The sequence below is a fragment of the Virgibacillus necropolis genome, from assembly GCF_044793635.1.
Lineage (GTDB): Bacteria > Bacillota > Bacilli > Bacillales > Amphibacillaceae > Virgibacillus_F > Virgibacillus_F necropolis_A.
Window position 1 is genome coordinate 2,897,585 of record NZ_CP084992.1, and the last position, 20,872, is coordinate 2,918,456.

Annotated in this window: 22 protein-coding genes; 9 read left to right on the forward strand and 13 right to left on the reverse strand. The window is 36.8% G+C overall.

Annotated features, from left to right (window positions below; genetic code table 11):
- Positions 1-141 precede the first annotated feature (141 nt).
- From LG329_RS14030 to LG329_RS14040, 3 genes are read left to right on the forward strand one after another with little or no spacing between them, the layout of a single operon-like run.
- Positions 142-519: a GntR family transcriptional regulator gene (locus LG329_RS14030; RefSeq protein ID WP_404451446.1), complete on the forward strand. Its 378-nt coding sequence runs from the start codon at positions 142-144 to the stop codon at positions 517-519.
- Positions 509-1,366, forward strand: a complete 858-nt coding sequence (locus tag LG329_RS14035) for an ABC transporter ATP-binding protein (RefSeq protein ID WP_404456689.1) — start codon at positions 509-511, stop codon at positions 1,364-1,366. Before LG329_RS14030 ends, LG329_RS14035 begins: the two co-directional genes overlap by 11 nt.
- A 2-nt stretch (positions 1,367-1,368) precedes the next feature.
- Complete coding sequence (locus LG329_RS14040; protein WP_404451447.1) at positions 1,369-2,079, forward strand: hypothetical protein; 711 nt, start codon at positions 1,369-1,371, stop codon at positions 2,077-2,079.
- A 29-nt stretch (positions 2,080-2,108) separates the two neighbouring features.
- On the opposite strand, the gene LG329_RS14045 is transcribed toward LG329_RS14040, so the two are convergent.
- From LG329_RS14045 to LG329_RS14070, 6 genes are all read right to left on the reverse strand, one after another.
- On the reverse strand, positions 2,109-2,885 hold the full coding sequence (locus LG329_RS14045; RefSeq protein ID WP_404451449.1) for an ABC transporter permease: 777 nt from the start codon (positions 2,883-2,885) through the stop codon (positions 2,109-2,111).
- Positions 2,885-3,793 (reverse strand): ATP-binding cassette domain-containing protein, encoded by a 909-nt coding sequence (locus tag LG329_RS14050; RefSeq protein WP_404451450.1) that lies wholly within the window; start codon positions 3,791-3,793, stop codon positions 2,885-2,887. Before LG329_RS14050 ends, LG329_RS14045 begins: the two co-directional genes overlap by 1 nt.
- A complete protein-coding gene (locus LG329_RS14055; protein WP_404451451.1) occupies positions 3,794-3,997 on the reverse strand; it encodes a PLD nuclease N-terminal domain-containing protein in 204 nt (67 codons plus the stop codon).
- Positions 3,998-4,303: 306 nt separating this feature from the next.
- A complete protein-coding gene (locus tag LG329_RS14060) occupies positions 4,304-4,441 on the reverse strand; it encodes a YfhE family protein (RefSeq protein WP_404451452.1) in 138 nt (45 codons plus the stop codon).
- 57 nt (positions 4,442-4,498) lie between these two features.
- The gene (locus tag LG329_RS14065) at positions 4,499-5,056 is read right to left on the reverse strand and encodes a GNAT family N-acetyltransferase (protein ID WP_404451453.1); all 558 of its coding nucleotides are present in this window, start codon (positions 5,054-5,056) and stop codon (positions 4,499-4,501) included.
- A gap of 213 nt (positions 5,057-5,269) precedes the next feature.
- Positions 5,270-6,193, reverse strand: a complete 924-nt coding sequence (locus LG329_RS14070) for a TIGR01777 family oxidoreductase (RefSeq protein WP_404451454.1) — start codon at positions 6,191-6,193, stop codon at positions 5,270-5,272.
- 821 nt (positions 6,194-7,014) lie between these two features.
- On the opposite strand from LG329_RS14070, the gene recX reads away from it, so the two are divergent.
- Positions 7,015-7,830 carry a recombination regulator RecX gene (gene recX / locus LG329_RS14075; RefSeq protein ID WP_404451455.1) on the forward strand — a complete coding sequence of 272 codons (816 nt, stop codon included), beginning with the start codon at positions 7,015-7,017 and terminating at the stop codon, positions 7,828-7,830.
- 85 nt (positions 7,831-7,915) lie between these two features.
- Here the strand turns inward: recX and LG329_RS14080 are convergent, their stop codons facing one another.
- Positions 7,916-8,575 (reverse strand): SDR family NAD(P)-dependent oxidoreductase, encoded by a 660-nt coding sequence (locus tag LG329_RS14080; RefSeq protein WP_404451456.1) that lies wholly within the window; start codon positions 8,573-8,575, stop codon positions 7,916-7,918.
- Positions 8,576-8,677: 102 nt separating this feature from the next.
- Between LG329_RS14080 and LG329_RS14085 the strand changes: the two genes are divergently transcribed.
- Positions 8,678-9,013, forward strand: coding sequence for a YfhH family protein (locus LG329_RS14085; RefSeq protein WP_404451457.1), 336 nt, complete (start codon positions 8,678-8,680; stop codon positions 9,011-9,013).
- Positions 9,014-9,046: 33 nt separating this feature from the next.
- Here LG329_RS14085 and LG329_RS14090 read toward each other — a convergent pair whose 3' ends face one another.
- Entirely contained in the window at positions 9,047-10,033 is a 987-nt protein-coding gene (locus tag LG329_RS14090; protein WP_404451458.1) for a metal-dependent hydrolase, read from the reverse strand.
- Positions 10,034-10,114: 81 nt separating this feature from the next.
- On the opposite strand from LG329_RS14090, the gene mutY reads away from it, so the two are divergent.
- The 4 genes from mutY (at position 10,115) to LG329_RS14110 (ending at position 14,176) form a co-directional block, all read left to right on the forward strand.
- A complete protein-coding gene (mutY, locus tag LG329_RS14095) occupies positions 10,115-11,185 on the forward strand; it encodes an A/G-specific adenine glycosylase (RefSeq protein WP_404451459.1) in 1,071 nt (356 codons plus the stop codon).
- A gap of 167 nt (positions 11,186-11,352) precedes the next feature.
- A complete protein-coding gene (locus LG329_RS14100) occupies positions 11,353-11,532 on the forward strand; it encodes a gamma-type small acid-soluble spore protein (protein ID WP_404451460.1) in 180 nt (59 codons plus the stop codon).
- Positions 11,533-11,704: 172 nt separating this feature from the next.
- Positions 11,705-12,232: a DUF402 domain-containing protein gene (locus tag LG329_RS14105; protein ID WP_404451461.1), complete on the forward strand. Its 528-nt coding sequence runs from the start codon at positions 11,705-11,707 to the stop codon at positions 12,230-12,232.
- Positions 12,233-12,409: 177 nt separating this feature from the next.
- Positions 12,410-14,176: an ABC transporter ATP-binding protein gene (locus tag LG329_RS14110; protein ID WP_404451462.1), complete on the forward strand. Its 1,767-nt coding sequence runs from the start codon at positions 12,410-12,412 to the stop codon at positions 14,174-14,176.
- 296 nt (positions 14,177-14,472) lie between these two features.
- On the opposite strand, the gene LG329_RS14115 is transcribed toward LG329_RS14110, so the two are convergent.
- From LG329_RS14115 to LG329_RS14135, 5 genes are all read right to left on the reverse strand, one after another.
- Positions 14,473-15,768: a glutamate-1-semialdehyde 2,1-aminomutase gene (locus LG329_RS14115; RefSeq protein WP_404451463.1), complete on the reverse strand. Its 1,296-nt coding sequence runs from the start codon at positions 15,766-15,768 to the stop codon at positions 14,473-14,475.
- 33 nt (positions 15,769-15,801) lie between these two features.
- On the reverse strand, positions 15,802-17,718 hold the full coding sequence (locus LG329_RS14120; protein WP_404451464.1) for an FtsX-like permease family protein: 1,917 nt from the start codon (positions 17,716-17,718) through the stop codon (positions 15,802-15,804).
- Positions 17,693-18,469, reverse strand: coding sequence for an ABC transporter ATP-binding protein (locus LG329_RS14125; protein ID WP_404451465.1), 777 nt, complete (start codon positions 18,467-18,469; stop codon positions 17,693-17,695). Before LG329_RS14125 ends, LG329_RS14120 begins: the two co-directional genes overlap by 26 nt.
- A 656-nt stretch (positions 18,470-19,125) precedes the next feature.
- Positions 19,126-20,130, reverse strand: coding sequence for a sensor histidine kinase (locus LG329_RS14130; protein ID WP_404451466.1), 1,005 nt, complete (start codon positions 20,128-20,130; stop codon positions 19,126-19,128).
- Positions 20,127-20,828 carry a response regulator transcription factor gene (locus LG329_RS14135; RefSeq protein WP_404451467.1) on the reverse strand — a complete coding sequence of 234 codons (702 nt, stop codon included), beginning with the start codon at positions 20,826-20,828 and terminating at the stop codon, positions 20,127-20,129. Before LG329_RS14135 ends, LG329_RS14130 begins: the two co-directional genes overlap by 4 nt.
- Positions 20,829-20,872: the final 44 nt, after the last annotated feature.

Below are 20,872 nucleotides of genomic sequence, written 5' to 3' on the forward strand. Positions count from 1 at the left end.
TTGCGAAGAGCTTGGTCAGTGTGCCCGAGCTCTTTTTTTTCAGCCCAACTTAATTAATTTTCAAAAAATTGTTGACAATCAATCCGTGTGGTTATATAGTTAGTTACACAAGTAACTAACCAATTAACCGAGGGGTTGAACATGAAAAATACACTTGATGAAAATAAACCTATATTTTTACAGATAAAAGAACAACTTGAGGACTCGATAATTAATGGTAACGTCAATGCAATGGAGCGTGTACCATCTACGAATGAGTTCGCCAGTTTTTATCAAATCAACCCTGCGACAGCAGCCAAAGGGATTAATGAACTGGTGAATGAAAATATTTTATTCAAACGAAGAGGTGTGGGGATGTTTGTAACCGAAAACGCAAGGGAGATTTTAATTGAGAAACGGCAGGAAACGTTTTATGAAAATTATATTTTACCGATTAAAAATGAAGCAAAAAAACTACGGATTAATAATGATGATTTAATTTCAATGATTAACAAGGAGGCAGATAGTGATGGAAATTAATGTGAAAAATCTTACTAAAAAATATAAAGAAAAACATGCACTTGATAGCATTTCGTTTTCTCTCCTTGAGCCGAAGATTTACGGTTTGCTTGGACGCAATGGCGCTGGTAAAACAACATTCATGGAAATTTTAGCTGGACACATTCTGTCTACTAGTGGAGAAATTACTATTGATAATGAAAATCCATTTGATAATCAGCATATTACAGAGTCGGTCTGTTTAATTAAAGAAGGAAATAACTTTAAAAAGGATTTATCGATTAAAAATGTACTCCGCATCTATTCTTTGTTTTACCCAACGTGGGATCAGGAATTAGCAGATGAGCTTGTTGAGGTATACGAACTAGATAAGAAAGCGAAAGTTAGGACGTTATCAAAAGGAATGGAATCAGCACTAGGCATTATAGTAGGACTGTCTTGTAAGGCGCCGATTACGATTTTTGATGAACCATATATCGGACTTGACGCAGCTGCACGACGGAAGTTTTATGAAATCCTTCTTGAAGAATATGAAAATGAGAAGCGAACTATTATTTTCTCGACACATTTAATTGATGAGGTAAGTCTGTTATTTGAAGAAGTTCTAATCATTCAAGACGGGAAATTGGTATTACGTGAAGATGCAGATACATTGAGAACAAATACATGTGCAATTACGGGTACGGTGCAACAGGTTGAAGAATTTAGTGCTGGTAAAACGGTGATCAATAAGAAACAGCTTGCAGGTATGATGACTGCATATGTATATTGCAATAAGGAAGAGGCTGTGAATGCAGGATTAAAGGCTGAAGGAATTCCGATACAAGAATTAATGATTCATTTAACAGAAGGTAATAAGGGGGCGTAATAATGAACAGACAAATCAAAGGCTTACTTTACTTTTTTACTGCAGATAGCAGAAGATCATTTTTAATCTTTTGGGGAATATTGCTTGGATCATTGGTTGGAACATTGCTTCTTACAACCGGGGCATACATTTTTTTAAACGGTGTTGAAGTAAATATGCGTTTTGCCCTATCATTTGCTATCTACATTTATTGTGCCATATTTGCATTTGTTACTGTAAAGGAAAGTATTCCATTCTCCATCAAAATGGGGGCAACCAGAAAGAACTTTTTTATTAGTTTAGGGATATTCTTTATTGGTTTATCGGTTTTAAAATCTATATTAGCCAACACCATTCATTCGATAGTTTTAACCATAACAAATCAATTATTATTATTTGAATTTGATTTTATACACCTTGCTCAATTAATTAATGATACGTGGTTAACTAGAGTAATAATCGATGCAACATGTATGTTTTTCATATTATCTGCTATGTTCGGAATCGGCTTGTTGTTTTATAAATACGGTTTGGCTGGTGGAGGAGGATTTATAGCACTTGTAATTGTCTTTTTACTTGTAGGTGTTGCTGCAGATTTTATTACGGAATTCTTCGTAAACATTGTGGAATCGTTTGATTTAATTTTCTTTTATCAATTAGCAGCTGTTGGTCTACTATTATATGGATTAACATGGTTATTGGTACGGAAAGTAACAATTGTAAAAAGTAGATAGTAAATGGATGGGGCTTAACCCCATCCATTTTAATTTGCCAATTCCTTGGACTTAAATGTAATAATTGATCCAATCAACAAAAGAGCAATCAAAATAATTGTTATCCCAGCGCTACCTAGAAGTTCAGCAGGAACACTTTTATTTACAAGCATTTGTTGGATGTGTTCTGAGATATTGGAGGGACTCCATTCTAAATAGTTTGCAAATATATTAGTAACTATGGACATAATCAGTAGGGACAATATGGTGAGAAACGCGACAAGTCCGGGTGTTCTGACCAATGCGTTATAAAAAACTGAAAAGCTTATTACCAATGATAACCAGAGTCCATAAAAAAGGGTTACTTTTAATAAACTAACGAATGATAAATCGCCGAATAATAGATTAACATAATACCAGTTGGCAAGCATGCCAACTGAAAAGGCTATCCAAACTAACAACATGAGCGACATCCATTTTGCCGTAATGTAATTTTTATAGGTAACGGGCTTTACCAGGATAAGTTCTAACACACCACTTTTTCTTTCACTTGCAATTGCACCCATAGACATTAATACAATCATCAAGACTCCCAAACTACTGAATTGGCCAAGACTCATCATAATAATATCACTAGGAAGAAATTCTGGAATATCAATTGCAGATCCATTTGGAAGTCCGCCGACCGCATCTATAATTTGTGGTAAATAATAGGTAGAAATAGGATCCATACACGCAATTAAAATCATGACAAGGGGAACCCATACCCATTTAAAGTTACGCCAATTTTCAAGAACTTCTTTCTGTAAAAGTGTTGTCCATTGCATTAGGAATTCACCGCCTTCATAAACATTTCTTCAAGCGTAGTTCTACTTATGGTAAACATGGACAATGGCCAATTTTCTTTTGAAGCCTCTGATAGAATTTCACTTCGGGCAGAGTTGATATCATCAGTGATGATATGAATACTTCCCTTTTCGATAGTACATTCTTGAACGGTTGGTAAAGCCTTGATAGCTTTTGTATAGTTGTCTACGTCATCGGAAAAAGATACTTCAATTTTAGATATTTGATACTTAGAACGTAGAAACTCCAACGACCCTTCTTCCACAATGTTTCCATTATGCAAAAGCAGTAATTCATCACTAACTTCATCAGCGTCACTTAAGATATGTGTTGAAAATAAAATTGTCATATCTTTTTTTAATTCATCCATCAAATTTAGAACCTCTCGTCTACCTATTGGATCAAGTGATGATACAGGCTCATCAAGCATTAGAAGCTTTGGTTTATGAATAATTGCTTGTGCAATTCCTAATCGTTGCTTCATGCCACCTGAGTATTTTCCAATACGTTGATTTTTAGCATCGTCCAGCCCAACTTGGGAAAGTAATGATTCAGCACGCTTAATCGCTTCATTTTTTCCGATATAAGCAAGTTGAGCAACGTAGACTAGAAATTCTTTGCCAGTCATCCAAGAGTGAAAGGAAGGGTATTGTGGAAGATACCCAATATACTTTCGAATGTCTTCCTTTGGTTCCATATCATGAAAGGTGATAGAACCTGTAGATGGTTTGAGTAAACCAGATAAAGTACGTAATATAGTTGTTTTACCCGCACCATTTGGTCCTATTAAGGCAATACATTTTTGTGCATCAAAAGCCAAGTCCACAGGTTTAACAGCAGTTTTTCCATCATAATTTTTGGAGAGATTTTTTAAGGTAAGTATGGCCATTTAATCTGTTCTCCTTCCAAAAACAAAATACAATATGGGACCAAGAATATTAACCAAAATAATAATAAAAACCCATAACAACTTTGGCCCATTTGTTTTATTAACTTTTACTAAATCAACTAACGCGACAATGAGTAAGATGGCTTGAATTACTAGAAATGGAGCAATGATTGCCCAATTAATTTCATTTAACAATTCTTGCATAAAAATCACTTCTTTCTCATTTGTATTTAGAAATCATAAGACTTTCTAATAATAACTGTTATATTTATAGTATAACAAACATCACATAAGGTCAATGTATTTTTTTGTGAAAATATAATCCACAAAGTTATTCACATTCAAGAAGACTTACTCACAATGTTCTGGGTATTTATCCACACTATTCACAGGGTGCATTAAAGTTGTGCACATTATGTTGTGTATAAATGCCCTTAATTCTTCAGTTGTTTCAGACGTTATCCACATACGCATGAAAGAGTGTGGATAAAAGTAAAAAAAGACAACCGATTATTTTAATCGGTTGCCTTTTTGGCTAAGCTGACCATAAATGCTGTCTGCTTTTTTAAACTCTTTTTGATATAGAACTTCTTGCGTCTTGGATAAATATCCAAGTGTACGATTTTCACCTTTCGATTTACCTTTCATAGAAATCCCTCTTTTCTATGATTAGCATGGTAAAGTAACAGTGAAAATATACATGTATTAGGAAACCTCTTCGCCACCTTCTGATACAGAGGGTGTGTGAAACTGATGATAGGACATATAATGATCCTTTGAAATCACAAATAATTCATATACGTCATTCTTTTGATTAATCGCTTGATATACATCTGGATAAAACGTATTTCCTAGAGCTACATAGGGAATCTTTAAAATTGCTTTTAACGAGCGTACATTTGATTTTTGGATCTTCATAAAAATGCCCTTAATATCATGTTGAAAAAATATTTCTTCAAAAAATAACTCTTTTGCTTCTTTATTATATCCTTTACCAAAGTAGGGCTGACCAACCCATGTTGCCAAGAATCCGTGTTGCTGCTGCATATCAAATAAATTAATGGTACCTATTGGTTGTTGAAATTCATCTAGAATAGTCCGGGATATTAATTCACCGTTTTCTTCCGCTTCCATTGTTTGTCTTGTGATGAAGTAAAATTCATCACTTGTCTCTGCTTTATGCCGTACAAATGGATAAACATCTGGGTGTTTTATCAATTCAAATAGTGCTGGTACCTCGTGTAAATCACGTTTTTTAAGCATAAAAATACCCTCCTTGTATTTAGGTGGGTATCTTGAAGAAGTCTGGTGTGCCCCACCCCTGAATTTTTGGTTAGCGATCAACAAAAATTCGGGGTGGGAATCGAACCCACTAGAACCAGTAATCACTGGTGGCGCACCATTTGCCTTCCCTATATCATTTATTTCTCAGTACTGTTATTTTACACAGATTTAATAAAATTGTGAATCATTTTTTTACACATTTTGCGACTTTTTTTGGGGCTTTTTGTGTAGGTTTATTGAACGCAATGCTTCTTCTAAATATGGATAAGAAAATTGATAATTTTGGTCGTCTAACTTCCCAGGTAATACATATTGACCTTTTGTCATGAGTTCACTCATTTCACCAATCGCAGTACGGATTAATGGGGATGGGGTAGTAAACCAATAAGGTCGTTTAAGAACCTTTGCTAATATTTTCGTAAAGTCTTTATTACGTTTTGGATTTGGTGCTGTAACGTTAACCGGTCCTTCTATTTTGTCATTTCGCATGCAAAAAATAATTGAATTTACCACATCTTCAACATGAACCCATGACATCCATTGTTCACCGTTTCCAATTTTACCACCAGCAAACATCTTAATCGGTAAGGTCATGTACGACAAAGCACCTTTTTCTCCCAATATGATTCCGAAACGTGTACAAACTGTTCGTATGTGCAATTCGTCTGCTGCTTGCATTGCGGTGGTTTCCCATGCGCCTGCTACACTAGCAAGAAAGTCATCGCCTTGATCTAATGTATTCTCCGTGTATATAAGATCCTCACTTGTACCATAAAATCCAATTGCTGATGCACTTATAAATACCTCAGGTTTCTTTTCCATTTGTTGCATCATTTGAACGAGATGTTGGGTAGTTTCTGTTCGACTCTTCATAATGTTAGTTTTTTTATCTGTACTCCAATAGCCAAATAATGTATCGCCAGCAAGGTTAATGACAGAATTAATTGCCGGTAGGTCACGTACATAGTAATCATAAGGAATATAAGTGATTAAATCTGTATTTTCATAGTTGTCAGGGGAGCGCGTTAGTATGTATACATGATGATTTTCACCTGTTAGTACGTTCGTTAATTGTGATCCTACAAATCCAGTACCACCCGAAATTAATATATTCAATACGAACACTCCAATCAATATAATTATTGTTCATTAGTTCTCAGTAAGGCTGCGTCCGCTTCTGAACAGTCGCCTCCGCTTTTCATGTCTAGCTACGGCTCCTTGGGGTTCGCGACATAAGCAATGAACACTACGAGTGCGAAGAGCATGCACTCTTCGGTTCCTTGCTTATGCGTGTCACCCCAGAACAGTTGCCTTCGCTTTTCTTATTATATGCAAGTTTATGATTCTTACTGTGGTGATTGGTAAAAAATTTCATGTTATTATTAACAAAGGTTGTTTTCTTAAGATTGTTGCTTCGAGAGAATAGATATTACGACATAACTTTAGGTTTATTTCTAAAGACATGTGCTATTGCTGCCGTCCAGGATCGCTTCGGGCGGATGCTTTCCGCGGGCACGGCCTTAGCCTCCTCGAGAAAACCACTCTGCGGGGTCTTCGGACACGTGCTGTTCCCGCAGGAGTCACCGCCCGGAACGATGCTGGACTGGTAAAGCTATTTACGTAAGAATTCTTGGTCATTTCTTTCAACTAATGAATGCTGTTATTGGCAACTATTATACCAGCAGCCCGTATACACGTAGACTCCTGCGGGAGGACAGGCATTGGTGAGACTACGCAGTGCGTTAGCACAAGGAGGCTCACCAGCCGCCCGCGGAAAGCGAAGTGTATACGGGCTGCGGTTGCCTAAGTAACTTGTTTCCATTATCAGTTCTACAGACCTAACTTAGATAGAAGTTACTTCACAGTTTATATCAACTATTAAGATGAAATAGCAACAATGCGTACGAAAAGATCCTTAACAAAAGGGGAGAGTAACAGTGAAAAAGATTACCCGTATCACCACACAGAAAAAACGTAAGAATCGTTATAACATCTTCTTGGACGATGGCCAGGGAGAAAAGTATGGCTTTAGTGTTGATGAAGCCCTTCTAATTGAATATAAGCTTCATAAAGATCTTGAATTGGATGATTCAATGGTCACAACGCTAATCGAAAAAGATGATGTACATAAATCTTATACCCTTACTATCAATTTTTTAAGCTACCGAATGCGAACAAAAAAAGAAATTCATGATTATTTGGTGAAAAAAGAAGTTGATGAAGAACATATCAAACAAATTATGGACCGATTGATGTCTGAGGGATTGCTTGATGATGCAGTGTTTGCAGATGCGTTTGTTCGAACAAGGATACAAACCTCTATAAAAGGCCCAGCGTTAGTAAGAAAAGAATTGATTGAAAAGGGTGTTTCGGCTGCTGTTGCCAGCAAGGCTATTGAGCATTACACGTTTGACATTCAAATGGAAAAAACGCAAAAGTGGATTCATAAAAAAATGAATAAACAAGGAAAAGATTCCTTTAAAAAACAACTTCAACAGCTCCAAATTACACTCATGCAAAAAGGGTTTGAACAGGATGTCATAAAGGAAGCGGTATCTGAGCTTGGGGAAGAAAAAGATGATGATGCAGAATGGATTGCCATTACAAAACACGGTGACAAGCTACTACGAAAACATAAACCGAAATTCACTGGTTATGAACTACGAAATAAAGTAAAAGAAGGATTGTATCGTAAAGGATTTGGGATTGATTTGATTAATAAATTTTTAGATGAAGCGGAGGATGAGGAGTAATTAATGCTGGAGTGGAACGGTTGGAATAAAAATTTTACGGCCAATACATCCCATTTCAATGGAATATATCAGCCGCACAATCAAACTATTTATCAATCACAATCTCATTTCGGCCGTTATCTTCACTGTAAATTTGTTCAGCAACAACTTCGGGACCTTTTAATCCTGAAGCATCCTTCACATGGGCTGATCCTTTCCAGAATGGTGTGTTCATGCCACCCATATAAACGGCAGTAATAGAAATGGATTCATTTTCCCATTCTTTTTGCAAGCTTTCGGTAAAGCCTTTAACGGCGAATTTACTTGCACAATAAATGGATTCATTTACTTTGCCGCGAAGTCCTGCGGTTGAGATGATTGTCAGAATTCGTCCGCTACTTTTTCTAATCAACGGCAATGCAGATTGAACCGTTAAAATAGTTCCCTTAACATTTGTGTTTAAAGTAGATTCAACATCCTCTACCGTATAATCGTCAACAGGACCAAAAATTCCGATACCAGCATTATTTATAAAAACATCTAATTCACCTATTTGTTGAAAGGCAATACTCACTGATGCAGGTTCACTCACATCACATAAAACAATCTCTGCTTTTCCACCATCCTGTAGAATTTCATTTTGCACCATATGTAGTTTTGTATCAGATCTTCCTAATAAAAAAACGTTGTATCCATTTTTTGCATACTTCAATGCAAGTGCTCGACCAAGTCCGCTTCCAGCACCTGTTATAGCTATATTTGGCATAACGATTTACCTCCCTGAAAATTTTCATTTTAAGCATTCATCATGTTCATTGTCCTAAAGTATTGGTAAAATGTAAAATGAAAGTAATAGGAGGCGAGTAATTTGGATTTTCGATATAGTGATTATTCAGTAGAACAATTACGCGAAGAAGTTGGTCGACTGAAAGAGAAAGCACTTAAAGCAGAGCAAGTAGGGAATATTAGCGAAGTTGCGATAAATGAACGAAAAATGCAGGTTGCGATGGCATATATGTTAAACCCAGAAGACTTTATGGCTGAAGATATTCACCAAATGAAAGGTGATCCTGGACATCGGTTTAAGATAAATTATATTAACGGCGTATTTGCATGGGGGCATCGGATTAATTTACTTGATGAAACCTATGAAAAAGAAGAAGCAATTCCGATTTCACTATTAGGTGATAGAGTAATTAAATAAACAGCGGAGCGACAATAATGTCGCCTCGCTGTTTTAAATTGGATTATCACCAAATAATAACTTGCTTTGAAGTTTTTGTTCAGAAAAAATCCAACCTGTATAGGAACTCATAATTCGCATATTATCATCAATTTGGACAACCGCAACAAAGGGATAATGTCCTTTAGAACGGTATCTTAAATCAATAAATCTGACTTCAGTAAAATCATCGTAATCGTTAATCTCCCATCGATAAACAGGCGAGAACGAAAGGAACGCGGAAATATTCTTATCTTCTTTTGCTAATCGGATAAGTTCTGTATCAGGCAATGGAACCTTTTTATATTCATCAACGATTTGAATGTGACCATGTTCCGCTTTTCCAACATAAAAATTATCTGTAGTCGTAATTGCTACTCTCCAGTAGTTTTGCTTCAATGTTGGTGAAGTAGCGATTTTTTCTACATCAGGGATAAAGTCATGAATTTTTTTAATGATTTCCCTTTTATCGAGATAGCGTTTAATATAATATAAGGCAATCACAGCATAGATTATCAACCAGGTATATCCTGGGTCCGCGCCAAGCATCCATGCAACAATTCCAGCAACATGCAAGGTGAAAATATACGGATCGAAGGTATTAATAAATCCATGGGCGACCCATTTGTTTGTAAATGGCCTATATGCTTGGGTGCCATATGCATTGAATATATCAACAAATACATGAATAACAACGGCTAAGAATGTCCATAGCCATAAATGTAAAAAGTTCACCTGGGGCACGAATAAGAAAATGATTCCTGCCAGCAATATACCCCATAATATGACTGCGGGGATTGAATGGGTTATACCACGGTGATGTCTTATATAAACTGCATTATTTCGTAATTTTAAAATTGTATCAAAGTCAGGTGCGTGCGAACCGATTATTGTTCCTACTAGTACTGCGCTAAATAGTGTAGGATCGTTATGCACAGCTGGGTCTAGAGTTGCAAGGCCTCCTAAAGCAACCCCCATTACCACATGAGTGCCAGTATCCATTCAAGGTCCTCCTTAGATGAGTATCTAGGTGTCAATGTCTATGTTTGTCGAAATTTATTGTAACATAAAGGTTGTGAATTAATGAAAAATAATACGTTAATACATATTGATATAATGCAATTTCAAGCTGATTTAATAACTTGGTATCAAGCGAATAAACGTGATCTGCCATGGCGCAAAGAGCAAAATCCATATAAAATTTGGGTATCTGAAATTATGCTACAGCAAACGAAGGTAGATACGGTTATTCCTTATTTTAACCAATTTGTCGAGAAGTTTCCCACTGTGCATGACTTAGCAAGTGCTGATGAACAGGACGTCCTAAAATCATGGGAGGGTTTAGGTTACTATTCCCGTGCTCGTAACTTACAAAACGCTATTAAGGAAGTCGTTACCTCTTATGGAGGGGAAATACCAGCTGATCCAGGTGATTTAGGATCTTTGAAAGGTGTTGGTCCCTATACAAAAGGGGCAATTCTTTCCATTGCATACGATCAACCTGAGCCTGCTGTTGACGGTAATGTTATGCGTGTCCTTTCACGAATTTTAAAAGTGGAAGAAGATATCGCAAAACCACGTACAAAAAAACTCTTTGAGAACTATGTTCGGGAAATGATATCACATGATGATCCGTCATCGTTTAATCAGGGAATGATGGAATTAGGTGCTATTGTTTGTACACCTAAAAATCCAACGTGTATGCTTTGTCCTGTTCAACAGCATTGTCAAGCATTTGCTGAAGGAATCGAGAAACAATTACCGATAAAGTCAAAAGCTAAAAAGCAGAAACGCATTCCATATGCTGCATTGTTAATAAAAAACAAACAGGGCGATTATTTAATTGAAAAAAGACCTGACAATGGATTATTAGCAAATCTGTGGCAATTTCCCATGATTTCTTTAAATGAAATGGGATTCAGCCAAATTCCAGAGTGGTTTGAAAAAGAATATGGCATTCATGTTACTTTAAAAAGAGAAGCTGGCAAGCTGAAACATGTTTTTACCCATCTAATCTGGGAATTGGAAGTACACGAAGCAGCATCAAACAGTACACAAACCAATAGGTCATACGCTAAATTCGTTAATCGCAAGGAAATGGAGGAATTTCCATTTCCGGTTTCTCATCAAAAAATGATGCAGTATTTAAAATAAGAAAGAAATACTTGTCTTCTCTATATTATATTTAGATAGTATGTGTATATTGACGGCTTCTATACCAGTTTGTAATTTTTTTCCAATGCATGATAAATTTAACTAAAGGGTATTTAGAATAACATCTCCCAAAATGGTTAAATTAATTATTGCGGAGGTGATATTAGATGGCTAAAAAACCACAACAACCTAACAAAACTGCTGCTGGTACAAACGTTCAACAAGTAAAGCAACAAAACCAAAAAGCAGCTCAAGGTCAAGGTAAATTTGGAACTGAATTTGCATCTGAAACAAACGCACAAGAAGTAAAAAAACAAAATCAAAAGTCTCAACAAAATAAGAAATAGTTTACCTACCCCGTTTTTTTCTGACTCAGAAAAGAGCTTTCTTCTCCCAAGAAAGCTCTTTTTTTATTGTTTTAAGAATGAAGGGAAATGTGAGCTTGTTCCTTTATCTTTAATACGCTTGCCATTATAATGTAAAAAAAGGACAAGGAAAGTATACAGAAAGGAAGATAAGATGGCTGGCCCCGAAACAGGTTCGAAAATTCAAATTCAGAGCTACAAGCATAATGGAAAACTACATCGTGTTTGGGAAAATTGCCTTGTCTTGAAGCGGACAGAAGATGAAGTGATTGGTGCAAATGACAAAACCAATGTGATCGAAAGTGATGGGAGAACATGGATCACAAGAGAGCCTGCTATTTGTTATTTTCATGCGAAGTATTGGTTTAATATCATAGGCATGTTACGTGATGATGGAATTCACTATTATTGCAACATAAGTTCGCCATTTGTCTATGACGATGAAGCGTTAAAATACATTGATTATGATTTAGATGTAAAAGTATTTCCAGACATGACTTATAATTTATTGGATGAAGATGAGTATGATGAACATAAAGAACAAATGGGTTATCCAATTGTATTAGATAAAATTTTGCACAGGCATATGGATTACCTGCTTCAATGGGTACATCAAAGAAAAGGGCCTTTCTCACCAGAGTTTGTCGATCAGTGGTATGAACGTTTTTTGACATACAGATAATAACGCAAAGCGTAGATGACATGTCTTGAAACGTCGTGATATATAAAAAGTTGAAACCTTGTTACACCTGTAGCAAGGGTTTTTCTTGGCAGATAAGAAAGTAAACCTACTTTCTTACTGCATAAGCCAATTTTTCTAAGCAACACTTTAGTACACAAATAGATGAGGTAGATATAAATGAGTAGCATTAAGCAATATATGCAGTTTGTTAAACCGTACCGTTGGAAAATAGTTTGGACAATTCTTATTGGAATCGTAAAATTTGCTATTCCTTTATTACTGCCATTAATTTTGAAATATATAATCGATGATATAATTAATGCGGAAAATATGAGTGACTCTGCCAAAACAAGCGAACTTCTATGGATTATGGGTGGAGCGTTTGTAATTTTTCTAATACTACGTCCGCCTGTTGAATACATTCGACAATATTTAGCTCAATGGGTAGGTAACAAAATCCTTTATGACATAAGGGATCGACTGTTTGATCATATACAAAAATTGAGTCTCAGATTTTACTCACAGACAAAAACCGGCGAAATTATTTCCCGGGTAATACATGATGTCGAACAAACAAAAAATTTCGTGCTAACAGGATTAATGAATATATGGTTAGACATAATAACCATTTTAATTGCAATTTGTATCATGCTGACAATGAATGTTGGATTAACTATTGTATCAATTATTTTATTTCCTTTATTCGGCTTTTCAATAAAATATTTCTATGGAAGATTACGCCGTTTAACACGTGATCGTTCACAAGCGTTAGCAGAAGTTCAGGGTCATCTTCATGAACGTGTTCAAGGTGTTCCAGTTACGAGAAGCTTTGCATTGGAGGAATATGAGCAGGGTCAATTTAATAAACGAAACGAACACTTTTTAGATAGTGCATTGAAACACACAAATTGGAATGCAAAGACATTTGCCGTTACCAACACAATTACTGATTTAGCACCGCTACTGGTTATCGCATATGCAGGTTATCATGTTATAAATGGTGGGCTATCAGTAGGTACAATGGTGGCCTTTGTCGCTTATATGGAACGTGTCTATAGCCCATTACGTCGATTAATTAATTCATCAACTGTTTTAACACAATCAATCGCGTCTATTGACCGTGTATTTGAATTCTTAAATGAAAAATACGATATTGTTGATAAAAAAGATGCTAAACCTATTACAGATGTAAAAGGTAATGTTGATATTGACAATGTCTCCTTCCGTTATGATGATGATGAACCTGACGTATTGAAAAACGTGTCCCTCCAAGTGAAAAAGGGTGAAACCATAGCATTGGTAGGGATGAGTGGTGGTGGGAAGTCTACGCTAATCAGTCTAATACCTCGTTTCTACGATGTTACAAAAGGTTCGATAAAAATAGATGGAACGGATATACGTGATGTGAAAGCTCGTTCACTTCGAGACAATATCGGGATGGTACTTCAAGACAATACGTTATTCAGTGAATCCATTTCAATGAATATTAGAATGGGTAATCCTGATGCAACCGACGCGGAGGTTATTACTGCTGCAAAGGCTGCAAATGCACACGACTTTATCACAGATTTGGTGCATGGTTATGACACATTAGTCGGTGAACGTGGCGTTAAATTGTCTGGTGGGCAAAAACAACGAATTGCGATTGCGCGTGTATTTCTAAAAAATCCACCATTATTAATCTTTGACGAAGCGACTTCAGCACTTGATTTAGAAAGTGAGCACACAATTCAGGAAGCATTAGAAAAGTTAGCTTCAGATCGTACAACATTCATTGTTGCACACAGGCTCGCAACCATCACACATGCAGATCGAATTGTTGTGATCGTCGGCGGGGAAATCCAAGAGAGTGGTTCTCATGACGAACTAATGAAGAAACAAGGGAGCTACTATAATTTATATCAAGTACAAAACCTGGATCAACCTGATTTAGTTAAAGGCTGATGCTATTGCTGATTTACAGTCACGGAGAGCAAGATGCACCGGCGAACCAAGTGGATACACTGGCGATGCGCAGTCCAAAATTATAACACTATTTAGAAAAGCGCAAGCGCCTTGGTCAGCCCCGACAAGTTTAAGACGAATCTCTTAGTGATGATTTTTATCACAAAGAGATTTGACTTATAACCTCAGGCGGGCTAGGGCGCTTGCGCTAGACAGATTAACGCCAAAGTTTTATACTTTCTTTCCTATCAAAAAAGGTTTCCCGCTTGTCTAAGCAGGAAACCTTTTTTTGCTATCTATTCAGCCATAACACGAAATGCGCGATCTACGGCTTCAATCGTTTCATCAATATCCTCCGCAGTATGTTCGGTTGTTAAGAACCATGCTTCATACTTAGAAGGAGCTAAATTCACACCTTGTTCCAACATTAATTTGAAGAATCGTGCAAAGGCTTCACCATCGCTAGCTTCTGCCTGATCATAATTCGTGATTGTACCTTCGCCAAAATAAACTGTAAGTGCGCCACATAAGCGGTTCACAGAAATCGAAGCACCGTGCTCGCTGGCTTTTTCCAAAATTCCTTTTTCAAGCTGAGCCCCAAGTTCATCTAATTTTTCATAGACACCGTCTTGTTGTAAAACTTCTAAACAGGCAATACCGGATGCCATTGATGCGGGGTTACCAGCCATAGTTCCTGCTTGGTACGCAGGCCCAAGTGGTGCGACCTGTTCCATAATATCGAGTTTGCCACCGTATGCTCCAATTGGAAGTCCACCCCCAATGATTTTACCCATAGCTGTCATGTCTGGTTCAACACCGTAGACTTGTTGTGCACTTCCATATGTAAAGCGAAATGCGGTGATAACTTCATCGTAAATGACCAAGGCACCAGCATTATGTGTAATATCGTTCACTGCCTGCAAAAAGCCTTCATGGGGTTCAACGATTCCAAAATTACCAACGATTGGCTCAACTAAAACTGCAGCAATTTCATCTCCCCAATGATTTATTGCTTCCTTAAAAGCATCAAGGTCATTGAATGGAACAGTGATGACATCCGCTGCTACAGCCTTAGGAATTCCAGCTGAATCTGGAGTTCCAAGTGTTGCAGGTCCAGACCCGGCCTGTACTAATACCGCATCAAAATGACCATGGTAGCAACCGGCAAACTTAATAACTTTCGTACGATTGGTATAGGCACGTGCTACGCGAATTGTCGTCATTACTGCTTCCGTTCCTGAATTGGTAAATCTAACTTTCTCAAGTGACGGAATTGCAGATTTAAGCATTTTTGCAAATGTATTTTCAAGTTTAGTAGGAGTGCCGTACAAGACACCATTTGATGCTGCATGTGAAATTGCCTTTGCAATATGAGGGTGTGCATGTCCTGTTATAATTGGTCCATATGCAGCTAGATAGTCAATGTACTTATTGCCATCGACATCCCAGAAATAAGCACCTTCTCCGCGCTCCATATACACTGGCGCACCGCCACCAACTGCTTTATATGCGCGAGATGGTGAATTTACACCTCCGACTATATGCTGTAAGGCTTCTTCATGTAATTCGTGTGATTTACTGTATGGTTTCAATTTGTAAATACCTCCTAAAATATGGAAAAAATATCACATTACTGTTCTTAGTTTGGCAGTATATATATTTCGAATGAAAATAAAGTTTACAACATGCACGATAAAGAAAATCGTTATAATAATAGCACTTGGTATAAATATTGAGGAAGCTAACATATTCTGCAATGCCTTAAATGCGAATCCAGCATGAACAACTGCTATTAAAAAGGGAATGAAAAATAGGTATGCCAACTGCTTTGTTGCTATTTTTTTCATTTCTGTATCGGTTAATCCAATACGATATAAGGAATGAAAATGATGTAAATCCTTGTCTATGTCTTGATACATCCGAAAATATAAAATGGATCCTGCCGCTAAAAAAAATAGAACACTAATAAATATACCAAAAAAGAAGAGATATGACATTGTTTGCTTCATGGTGACATAGGTATCTGCCTGTGACTCGGTAAATACATGTTCACTGTCCACTTGGTTCAAGATATCTGCAATGTCTTCTGCCCGTGTAGTCCAGTTGGGTATATTCATTAGATAGCTTTGAAAGATTTCTTCTTTTTTAGCATCTTGATAAAAATTATGATAGACATCATCAGGAACCACGGCAGAAAAAGATGTATAGATACTCCCATTTAGTGTTGTATCAGCAGTTTTAACATTAAACAATTCTTCTTTGTTAGTCGGTCTAAGAGAAAGTGTCTCAGGCGCCTTATTGTCATCCAGTAAAACAAAATCTTCTAGCAATACAACTACTTCATTGTCTTCTATTTTAAATGTGGCTTTTTTATTTTGGAGTGCCATCATCTTTTTATAATTTGAATAGGAATATAGTAATAAAGTTACATCGTTCCATTCTTTTTTGTCTGAATGAGCGTTTACCTTAGTAGATGGAACGATCGTTGATTCATAAGCAATTCCTTGTTTTTTAAATGCTTTCTCCACAAATGCAACTTCTTTTTCAAAAGCATCCACATTTTCAGAGGATCGGGCTACTATGGATACGTCTTGCGGTACAAAACGTTCTGACTCTACTTCAACACTTTGAAACAACCCATATAGAACACCTGATGATGTAAATGCTACAGCACTTAAAATTGTGACAAAAAATAATAAACGGGCATTGTCTTTCAGCTTAAATGTTAAATCAGATACAGTTAATAAGTTTAAGTTCCTAAAGTAATAGCTTTTCTTTTTTTTCAATATAGTTGCAACTGCTATACTGCATTGAGTGAATAGAAAATAAGTACCGGGAATGATTAACACCAGAATTGGTAACATACGAATTAAAATAGAAACTAAGCTGGCCGTATAAGCTAGATAATAAGCGCTGCCAATTGCAGTTAGTGAAATAAGAGATAATATCCACGAGAATTTGGGTGTTTTCTTAGGTGCCTTTGCCCCGCGAAACATCTCCATGATAGATTTCGTACGAATCGTCCAAACCACGGCAATTGAATTAATCTCAAACATAATAAAGAATAATATTACGGTTATACCGATGGCCTTTAGGGATAGGTAAAATGGTAGAATTTCGCCAAGGCCCAAAATTTGGGAAAATACCATGAGAAATAATTTGGTTAATAGCGCACCAAGCAAAAGACCGGAAACGATAGATGCAATCCCGATGATGGTATTTTCTAAAATCAGCATGCGACTAAGCTGAGATTTAGTGATACCTAATGTTGTTAATAACCCATATTCCTTCTTCCTTGATTTTATAAAAGAACCTGTAGAATAAAGGACAAATAAGAACGAAAATACATATATCATACCTTCTGTAACGAGGATTCCACGCTGGACAGTCTGGCCAAATTCAGTGCCATCGATAGCTGGGTGAAAAATGACTACCGCATACATAAAAAAAACTGTTACAGCAAACATACAACTTAAGAAATAACTCAAATACTGTCGTTTGTTTCGTCTGACATTATTAAACGCGAACTGTTTGAAGGTCATCAGTGTTTCCCCCTAAGAGAGATTGAACGTTTAATATATCCTGAAAAAATGCTTGGCGATTATCACCCCGATGAATCTCATTAAATAATTTACCGTCTTTAATAAAAATAATACGCTCACAAAAGCTTGCTGCAAATGGATCATGTGATACCATAATAGTTGTTGCTTTCTGTGATTCATGCAAATCTCTTAATGATTCCATAACCTGCAAGGATGATTTAGAATCCAAGTTTCCGGTTGGCTCATCCGCAAAAATAATAGTTGGGTCATGGATAATTGCACGTGCAATAGCTGCTCTTTGAAGTTGCCCACCGGAAACTTCAAAGGTGCGTTTGTGTATGATTGTATCTATCCCGAGCTGTTTAGCAACAATTACTAATTTATTTTCCATGACATTTACTTTTTCTCCCTGAAGTGTTAAAGGAAGTACAATATTTTCACCGATTGTGAGCGTATCCAGCAGATTGTAGTCTTGAAAAATAAACCCCATTTCTTTACGTCGGAATTTTGCCAGCTTGTTCTTAGATAGACTTGTCACTTTTTCATTGTTAATTTCAATTTTTCCAGATGTCGGTGTGTCAATTGTTGATAACAAGTTTAATAAGGTTGTTTTTCCGCTCCCCGACGGTCCCATGACTCCAAGGAATTCCGCTCGTTCAACCGATAGATTAAACTGATTTAATGCCTCAAACTGGACATTACGCTTACTACCATACATTTTCGATAAACTTTCAGCCACTAATACTGCCATAACGATACCTCCAGAAATTGTTCTCCTAATCTTAGAATATGGCTCTTTTCGAACGCATTGTTGCTTTCATCTTGATATACTGTGATGTAATGTGAAAAAAGTGCTTTTACACCGCTCTGGAAATACACTTCGCTTTCCGCGGGCTCGCGTTGAGCCTCCTCGCGAGCAAAAACCGCTCACTGCGGGGTCTCATCGTCTTCGCTGTTCCCGCAGGAGTCTACGTGTATTTCCTCCGCTGGGGGTGGTGTCAATAATGGAATGATAGTAACACTTTATTGATTAGAGTATGAAATTCCACTATATAACAGTTGATTTTCGCTGCGGACCGTTGACTCCTGCGGGAACAGCACGTGTCCGAAGACCCCGCAGAGTGGTAGATGATGAAGGCCGACTAAAACCGTCCTTTGCGGACAACGTCGGCATACCCCTTGCCGGGGCAAGGAGGCTGAGGCCGTGCCCGCGGAAAGCATCCGCCCGGAGCGATCCTGGACGGCAGCAATAGCACATGTCTTTGGAAATAAACCTAAAGTTATGTCGTATTTTATATCTATTCTCTTAAAAAGCAACAATCTTTGGGAATCCAGCCTAGTATATAGAAGGAAAAGTGTTGCACCTATCGCTTTTCCTTTCAGAACCTTTCATTGACTGTAAGGATCTTAAACCTTTGGCGACATAAACTTTATCGACACTGTAGTTCCTTCATCTTTTTCCGAATCGACAGTAATTTCATGGCCCAATTCTCTGCATATTTCCTTCGATAAATAAAGTCCCATTCCAGTTGATTCACGAAAATTCCGTCCGTTTAAACCAGTGAAAAAAGGATCAAAAACACGTGAAATATCCTGTTTTGGTATCCCATAACCATGATCTTCAATTTGTAAAATAACGGAGTGATCACTTTCTATTGCACGGAAGAAAACTTTATTAGATGATCCTTGTGAATATTTAATTGCATTTGATATTAGTTGATGCAATACAAATCGGAACCATTTAGAATCAGTAGCAACTACGATTGATCCGTCTATAGATTGTTCAGGAAAAACGTGGTTTCGAATAAAACTGGATTTAAAATCCTGGATAGATTCTTTTACTATCGTACGTAACGCAATCTTTTCCACATGGAAGTCCCGTTCGAATTTTTGAAGACGAGACTGATATAAGGCAAGGTTCAAGCCTTGTTGTAGACGTTCTATTTCTTCATACATGCTATAGGTGAATGTTTCAGGCAGATTTAATTTTTCCTTTTGCATGGTCAAATGCATAACGGACACGGGTGTTTTCATTTGATGAACCCATTGCTGAATGAAGTCAATTTCGAGCTGCTTCTGTTGTTCCAGTTTTTCAATTTTTTCATTGAATATGTCATATTGTTTGTCATGCTGATCCCTTACGCTTTTAAGCAAATAACTAGTAGGTTCTGGGAACCATGCATGATCACTATCATCTTTCACTAGTTTGTAAAAGTCACGTTGCCTATAGTACTGGAAAATTAGAAATACCAGGAAAAAGCATGTTGGTAATAAAAATAAATAAAAAATAATCCCACTGCTAAAAGACGCATCAGACAATGTTGCTGCAAGTGAGGCAATAATAATTATTAAGATCAATTGTGAATAAAAAAATAGGATATAGCCTAATTGATCCATTAAAAACTTTTTCATAACGTATTACCCCACGTGTTAACTAGCTTATACCCAGCACCTCGAACAGTTTGAATGCATTTCTTAATGCCGATGTCCTCAAGCTTTTTACGGATCCGGGTAATATTTACGGACAGTGTGTTATCATCGACAAAATGTTCATCGTCCCACAGAATCTCCAATAGATGAGTACGGGACAAGACTTGGCTTTCATGTTCGATAAATTCCTTTAACAAAATAAATTCATTCTTCGTTAGTGTAACAACAGAACCCTGAAATTCAATTTCCATCGATGTTAAATGTAATTGAAATTGATCGATTTCTATATAATCAACCTGCTTCGTAACCGAATACTCTCCATAAATACGTCGCATGATACTTTTGAGTTTAGCTTGTACAACATCAAAATCAAATGGCTTTGTAATATAATCATCTCCACCATTTTCCATTGCCATAACCTGATCCATCCCGGAATCCCGTGCTGATAGAAAAACGATTGGACAATTTGATTGACTTCTTATTTTTCTACACCAATAAAACCCATCATAACGCGGGAGATTTATATCGAGTAAAACTAAGTGTGGATCTAGTTCGTTGAATTCTTCCAGGATGTTATCGAACACGTCAACAATTGTAACGTTATATTCATACTTTTCCAGGTAATCCTTTAATAAATGTGCAATCTTTTGGTCATCTTCTACTAGAAATATTCGTTTCATTTGTACACCGCCATAACTATTATTAACCCTATAGTACCTTAAGT